This is a genomic window from Streptomyces sp. NPDC051940, from assembly GCF_040680895.1.
Taxonomy (GTDB): Bacteria; Actinomycetota; Actinomycetes; order Streptomycetales; family Streptomycetaceae; genus Streptomyces.
In genome coordinates this window covers 1-7,066 of the sequence record NZ_JBFAXR010000222.1, presented here as the reverse complement: position 1 = coordinate 7,066, position 7,066 = coordinate 1, and the positions used below count along the sequence as shown (strand labels likewise).

At 70.8% G+C, this 7,066-nt stretch carries 4 protein-coding genes; 1 reads left to right on the top strand and 3 read right to left on the bottom strand.

The window, feature by feature from the left end:
• Positions 1-137: 137 nt before the first annotated feature.
• The 3 genes from AB0M28_RS39175 to AB0M28_RS39165 form a co-directional block, all read right to left on the bottom strand.
• Positions 138-3,407 (bottom strand): S8 family serine peptidase, encoded by a 3,270-nt coding sequence (locus AB0M28_RS39175; protein WP_365415401.1) that lies wholly within the window; start codon positions 3,405-3,407, stop codon positions 138-140.
• Between the two features lie 235 nt (positions 3,408-3,642).
• Complete coding sequence (locus AB0M28_RS39170) at positions 3,643-4,737, bottom strand: hypothetical protein (RefSeq protein ID WP_365415399.1); 1,095 nt, start codon at positions 4,735-4,737, stop codon at positions 3,643-3,645.
• Positions 4,738-4,922: 185 nt separating this feature from the next.
• Positions 4,923-5,117, bottom strand: a complete 195-nt coding sequence (locus tag AB0M28_RS39165) for a hypothetical protein (RefSeq protein WP_365415397.1) — start codon at positions 5,115-5,117, stop codon at positions 4,923-4,925.
• Positions 5,118-5,702: 585 nt separating this feature from the next.
• Here AB0M28_RS39165 and AB0M28_RS39160 point away from each other — a divergent pair.
• The gene (locus AB0M28_RS39160) at positions 5,703-6,884 is read left to right on the top strand and encodes an acyltransferase family protein (RefSeq protein ID WP_365415395.1); all 1,182 of its coding nucleotides are present in this window, start codon (positions 5,703-5,705) and stop codon (positions 6,882-6,884) included.
• Positions 6,885-7,066 lie beyond the last annotated feature (182 nt).

Below are 7,066 nucleotides of genomic sequence, written 5' to 3'. Positions count from 1 at the left end.
TGCTGAACCTGTACCAGAAGGGCAAGGACAAGCAGTGGGACGGTGCCAAGCGCATCGACTGGTCGATCGAGGTCGACCCGTACGACCCGCTGGGCCGAAAGCACCCGCCCCGCCCTGGTTCCAGACCAGCGGTCAGGTTACGGAACGACCGTCTCGATCGCGACGTTGCCCGAACCGGTCACCGTGCCCCGCTCGTTGAGCAGCTCCACGCGGCCGAAGAACTCACGGCCCTCGGGAGCCGCGGCGTTCACCGTGACCTGCGCGGCGACCGAGCCCGTCCCGCCGTTCGGCAGGGAGACCACCGAGTCGCCGACCGACACGGTGCCCAGCGACGCCGCGTAGTAGACGTCGAGGTAGTCGTACGCCGTGCTGCCCGTCGGCACCGAGAAGCCGTCCACCTCGATGGTGTACGTGCCCGCCGCCGGGTTGAGCATGGTGACGGCCTCCTCCGAGTCACCGTCCGCCGCCTGCGCGACGACCTTGCCGTTCAGCTTGACGTACAGGTCCAGGTCGGCGCCCGGGTCGGAGACGTTGCCGATCGCGACGTCGAGCCGCTCCACGCCCGCCCCGACCGTCAGCGTGGTGGTGTTCAGCCCGTGGTTGGCGATCGTCGGACGCGCCGTCTTCGACGAGCCCAGCGAACCGCCGCGCAGCTTGCCCTCGATCGGCGCGAAGCCGTTCTTCACCTGCCAGTCGACCGCCGTCGGCGTGCCGATCTTCGCCTCGGCGACGGTACGGACCGCCGGGTCGAAGGTCGTGCCGAGCGCCGTCGCGGTGACGTGGAACGGGTTGTCCAGCATCGGCGAGGTGCGCCGCGCCTCGACCTCGATCTCCCAGACACCCGGGATCGGGTCCTGGTAGGAACGCACGTCCGGACGGCAGGTGTTGGCCGGGTTGTAGTTCGGGTAGCAGGCGTTGGACGCCGTGTTGTCGGCCGGCAGGCCCCACGGGTCGATGGCGATGAACCGGGTCTGGCTCAGGCCGTTCAGCCCGTCGATCGCGACCTGGAGGGACTTGGCGCCCTCGGGGACGGTCACGAAGTACGAACGGCTGCTGTTGCGCTGCACCGAGCCGGACACGTCGACGGCGTACGACGGGGCCGTCTGGTCCTTCGCCGCCACGACCGTCGCCATGATCTCCCGGTCGGTGCCCACCGTGCGGAGGTTGTCCACGGCGAGCGCCACGCTGTGGATGCCGCTGCTCGTCGGGGTCGCCTTCACCTTCACCGTGACCGGCTGGTTCAGCGGCAGCGAGACCAGGCTCGGGCCCGTCAGCCGGAACGTGCCGTCGTTGTTGCGCAGGCTCAGCCGGTGCACCGTCGCGGTGGCCGGGCCCGAGGTGCGGGTGACGGTGATGTCGTACGTACGCGACTGGCCGGGCTTCAGCCCGCCCTCGCGGTCGTAGACGCCGGTGCCGAAGCCCGGGGTCTTCAGGAACTGCGCCAGGCCGGTGTTCACCGGCGCCTTCACGTCGTACGAGTACGCCGTGGCGCCGTCCCGGATCATGTCCCAGGCGTCGACGATGTCGATCAGGCCCGCACCCTCCTCGTACGCCTGCAGCCCCGGGATGTGCTTCGCGGTGCTGGTGAGCGCGGTGCGCAGGGTCACCGGGCTGAGGTCGACGCCCTTCTGCTTCGCCGCCGAGAGCAGCAGCGCCGCGGCGCCGGTCGCCTGCGGGGAGGCCATCGAGGTGCCGTTCAGCATGCCGTAGCCGGGGGGCAGGCTGTAGCCGGCCTCCGCGACGGGGGCACCGGCCTGCCAGGTCGGGATCGTGTTGATCGACGAACCGGGCGCGACGATGTCGGGCTTGAAGCCGCCGTCCTCACGCGGGCCGCGCGAGGAGAACGGGAACAGGGCGTTCTTCTTCTCCACCGCGGAGCCGTAGTTGGCCAGCCAGGTCTCCTTGGAGACGGACGCGCCGACCCCGAGCACCTTGTCGGCCAGGCCCGGGTCGCCGATGGTGTTGGCGCCGGGGCCGGAGTTGCCGGCGGAGATCACCAGCTGGACGCCGTACTCGTCGACGAGGCGGCCGTACAGCGCGGCACGGGCGTTGTTGCCGTCGTTGAGCTGCGGCAGACCGCCGATCGACATGTTGACGATGTCGACGCCCCGCTTGGTCACCAGGTCGATCATGCCCTCGGTGAGCGCGACGGCCGTGCAGCCGCCGGACCAGGTGCAGGCACGGGAGGAGACCAGCTTGGCGCCGGGGGCGGCGCCCTTCATCTTGCCGCCGAACAGGCCGTTGGCGGCGGTGATGCCCGCGACGTGGGTGGCGTGGGAGCTCTCGACGACGCCGATGTTGACGAAGTCGCCCTTCTGGCCCGGGAAGCCCGCGGGGTCGAGCGGCACGTCGTTGCGGATCTCCACGACGAACGGGATGCGCTCGGCGATCGCCGTGGCGGGGTTGTCGGTGCCGAAGTACCCGATCTGGAAGCCGTCCTTGTACGGCTTCATGACCTGGTCGTCGGTGAAGTCCCCGTTGTCGTTCAGGTCCACGCGGACGGTGCCGGCGGCCTTGTCGTACAGGATGCCCCACCAGTCGGTCGTGTCGCCGTCCCGGTTGAGGTCGCCGGCCATGTCGCCGCCGGTGGTGGCGGACTCCAGGATCCGCGCGACCTGGTAGGAACCGGCGGGCGCCGTCCAGGTGCGGTCGAGGAAGGTGAACGTCGGGCCGGTGACCGCGGTGCGCATCCACCGCCAGGTGCCGTCGCCGTCGACGATCGGGTCGGTGGACGTCACCCAGTCGACGATCTTGCGCTCGCCCGTGGTGGTCTTCTGCAGTGCCGGGTGCGCCAGATCGATACCCGAGTCGAGGACGCCGATGGTGATGCCGCGGCCGTCGGCCTTCGGGTTCTGGCTGACGAAGTCCACCGCGCCGGTCTCGAAGGCCGGCTGGTAGGGGTTCTTCGCCGGGGTGTTCGCGTCGGGCCCCGGGTAGGTGCCCGTCGTGCCGGTCTGCTTGCCGTCCGACTGCGGACGCGGGTCCGGCAGCTGTATCTCCTCGTTCAGGTCGATCCCGTACACGGAGGAGAGCTTGGCGGCCTTGGCTATCGCGGTGTCGGCCTCCTTGGTCGGGACGGTCGCCCGGACGTAGCCGAGCTTGTCGTCGACCCGGCCTATGGAGCCGCCGGTCACGCCGTCGAGCGCGGCGGCGGCCTGCTCGGTGGCACCGGGCGTCGTGGCGACCAGCAGCGTGACGTACTTGTCGCCGTCGGCCTTGGCGTCGGCGAGCGTCTCGGCGTCGTGCGAGCCGAGCTTGGTGGCAACCGCCTTCGGGGTGGCGGGGTCAGCGCCACCCGCGGGGTCGGCGGCCGAGACCCCGGCCGCGCCGGAAGCGGTCAGGGCCGCCACCAGGCCTGCCGCCAGGGCGATCCTGGCGGCGCGTCTGGACGTGGGCGGTTGGGACATGGGCATCCCCCTCTGCGATCGGTTCGATCGCGATCTGGTGTCGCGCTGTTCGGAAGATGAGCGGACAGCTTCGGGACGTACGAGGCATGCGATCGGCATGCGGAGCCGATTGTCCGATTAATTTGCAGCATGGGACACCTGTTTGAGGAGAGTCGCAGGTGACGGATTCCGTATCTGGCGTATTCCCGCCACGTCACAGCCCTGTGCGTCAGGGGAAGTCGAAGTTCCGCGAGGGTCAGCCGGGGAGGACGACGATGTACGCCGAGGGCTCGCGCTCCGCGGAGGCGACCAGCGCGGTGCGGACGACCTCCGCCTGCTGCTCCAGGGCCTCGCGGAGCTTCTTCGGGGTCACGTGCACGACGGTGATGCCGAGCCGCTCCAGCGTCTCGCGGCGGCGTGCGTACTGCGACCAGAGCGCGTCGTCCTCCTCGGCGGACCGCCGGGGCGAGCGGCAGTCGATCTCCAACGCCACCGCGTGGTCCGGCCAGTAGGCGTCCACGCCGCCCAAGTACGGGCCGCCGGGCAGCCGCAGGTCGACGTTCCACAGCGGGTCGGGCAGTCCGTGCAGGCGCACCATCTCGTACAGCCGGTCCTCGGCCTTGGCGCGGCCCTCGGCGATCAGCGCGTCGACGGCGTCGACCACGTGCGGCCGGGTCAGCAGCCGCTGCGCGTTCAGCTCGCGCACCACGGACGCGGGTTCGCAGTGCCCGCCGCGCACCGCCTCGGTCAGCAGCCGGCGTACGGACGCCGCGTCGGTCAGCTGCGCCACGGCGTCCGCGATCGCCCGCGGCACGGGGGCCGTCGGCAGGCCCGTCACCTGCTGCGCCCGCGGCAGGGCGGGCGCCCGGACGAGCCGGGCGTGGCCCGAGGAGCGCAGCCGCCGGGTGCGGGGGACGAGGATGTCCACCTGGTCGACGGCCGGCAGCGGGGGTACGCAGGTGAAGCCGTGCAGGGCGAGCGCGGCGAGCCCGGTGACCATCACGTCGCCGGCCGCCTCGTCCTTGCCGTCCTGTGCCGCCTGTTGCCCGGGTGCGGAGCCGCCCTGCTGGCCGGGTGCGGAGCCGCCCTTCTGGCCGGGGACGGAGTCGCCGGCGGTGCGGGCGGCGTACAGCAGCGCGGAGTGCAACCGCTCCTCGCCGGTGGGCGGTCCGGGGTGCAGCAGATACACGCCCGGCAGGATCTGCTGCCACGGGCCGCCGGGCCGGCAGCGCTGCGCGGCGGCTGCGGAGGTGATGCCGTGCTCGCGGAGCTGACGCGCGGTCAGCACCTGGCGCCTGGTGCCGTCGAGGTGGTTGAGGGGGCGGGGGCTGAGGGGGGTGTTGTGGTTCATGGCGGGGGGATTCCACGGCCCGCGACGGGGCTAACCGCTGTTACGGTCCCGTCGACAAACGCGGACAAGCCCGCACTAAAGTGCAGACGTTCGACCGCCGATCTCCTTGCCGTTCGGCTGTCCGGGTGCCCGTCGACCGGACGGCCCGGCGCGCGGCGGCATGGCGCGAACCCGCCACGGAGCGGCTACGTCCCGATCGCGCTGATCGTCTCCGTGATCTGGTTCAGGAAGTCGTTTATGTCGTCCCTGGCCGTCGTCTGGGCCAGGAAGAAGCCGAAGAGGACGGCCACCACGGCTGGACCTGGCTTGATCGACTTACCGCGGATGAGCACGAAAAGGACGATCGCGAACAACAGGACCAGGGACAGCGAGATAACCATGTCCGATCACCCCTCGTGCGTCTGCGGACCCGGGACGCGCCGCCCGCACGCCCCGCACCTCCATCGTGCCATCAAGTCGCCGCTGCGGAAGGGAAGCTGCCAAATCCAGGCGTGTGCCCTGACCGGGCCCGGTTCAAACCCCTCGGACCGCAATGACGGTATGTCTCACAGAAGAATCACCGAACCGCATTAACCCGCGCGGTCCGGTAACCCGTCCCACGTATTTCCGAATTGGCCGGGAGGCCGGCCCCCCGCGGCGGAACGGCGCCGTCCGCCGTATCGCCCCAAGCCCGTGATCGAGCGAATGGTCGGACATATCGCGAGGATCGTCCGACGCGGTTATGTCCTGTTTATTACCCACAAACCCTGTCAAACTCACCGTCCTTGCAGGTCATTGCGCTACCCAACGACCCAAATCGGCCCGCATCTCCGCGCCATTCGTGGCGACCGCCACAGGAATGACGTGCCGAATTTACGCCTGAGGTATGTGAGCGCTATGGTGCGGCAGATGTTCCACACCGCTTTCCCGCAACTCCGTCCGGCCCGTACCCGGGGCACATGCCCTGTTAGCGGGTGGGAGTGGACGTGACGAACTCCCCGCTCCACGACCGCCCGCCCGAACGCAATTCCGCACCGCCCGCCGCCTCCCCCCACGGCCGCGGTGGCACGGCACTCCAGGACCGCCCGCCCCAGCAGCCCCACGGCCCGGGCGCGCCCGCGCCGGACGCGGAGCCCGCACCGGCCCGCGCCGGGCGCGACCCCTTCTTCGACAACGCCAAGTACCTGGCCATCGTGCTGGTCGCCGTCGCCCACGCCTGGGAACCGCTGCGCGAGGGCAGCCGGACCGTCACGGCCCTGTATCTCTTCGTCTACGCCTTCCACATGCCGGCGTTCATCGTCATCTCCGGCTTCATGTCACGCGGCTTCGACGGCAGCCGGGGCAGGGTGCAGCGCCTCGTCACCGGGGTGCTCGTGCCGTACTTCGTCTTCGAGTTCCTCTACGTCCTCTTCAAGAGGGTCGCGGGAGGCGAACCGGACCAGCCCTTCACGCCGCTCGACCCCTGGTACCTCACCTGGTTCCTGATGGCGCTGTTCGTCTGGCGGCTGACCGCCCCCCTGTGGCGGTCCGTGCGCTGGCCCGTGCCCGTCGCGCTGGGCGTCGCCATGCTCGCGACGCTGAGCCCGGAGCTCGGCGACGGCTTCGACGTCCAGCGGATCCTGCAGTTCCTGCCGTTCTTCGTGCTGGGCCTGCGGCTGCGCCCGGAGCACTTCGAGCTGCTGCGCCACCGCACCTGGCGGCTGGCCTCGGTGCCGGTCGCCGCCGCGGGGCTGCTCGCCGCGTACTGGGCGGAGCCGCGGATGACGACGGACTGGCTCTACCACCGCGACTCGGCGCGCGAGCTGGACGCGGCCTGGTGGGCAGGCATCCCGATGACGCTGTGCCTGTTCGCGGTGTCCCTGACCCTCACCGCGTGCTTCCTTGCCTGGATCCCCCGCCGCCGCACCTGGTTCACCCCCCTGGGCGCGGGCACGCTGTACGGCTACCTGCTGCACGGCTTCCTGGTGAAGGGCGCGGGCTTCTGGGGCTGGTACGACCCCCCTTGGACGTCAACCCCGACAGGCGCCCTGCTGATCTCCGCCCTGGCCGCCACGGCGGTCACCCTTCTGTGCACGGCCCCGGTCCGCCGAGCGTTCCACCCGTTGGTGGAACCCCGCCTGAACTGGGCGTTCCAACGAGAGCCGACAAGAAGCCCGTCCGGCGTCTGAGGACGAGCGCCGCAGGCGCGACCGCGGGCGCAGCCCGCGAAGGGGGTCCGGGGGCGAAGCCCCCGCAGCGCAACGCGACTTCAAGCCCGTCCGGCGCTTGAGCGGTCAACGCCATCGCCCCCGGCTTCATCGCCACCGAGATGACGGCCGCCACCGCCGAGCGGGTCGGCATGACCTTCCAG

Excerpts from the sequence above, each read along its gene's own strand:
- AB0M28_RS39175 (WP_365415401.1), bottom strand. The coding sequence starts at position 3,407 with ATGTCCCAACCGCCCACGTCCAGACGCGCCGCCAGGATCGCCCTGGCG.
- AB0M28_RS39170 (WP_365415399.1), bottom strand. The coding sequence starts at position 4,737 with ATGAACCACAACACCCCCCTCAGCCCCCGCCCCCTCAACCACCTCGAC.
- AB0M28_RS39165 (WP_365415397.1), bottom strand. The coding sequence starts at position 5,117 with ATGGTTATCTCGCTGTCCCTGGTCCTGTTGTTCGCGATCGTCCTTTTC.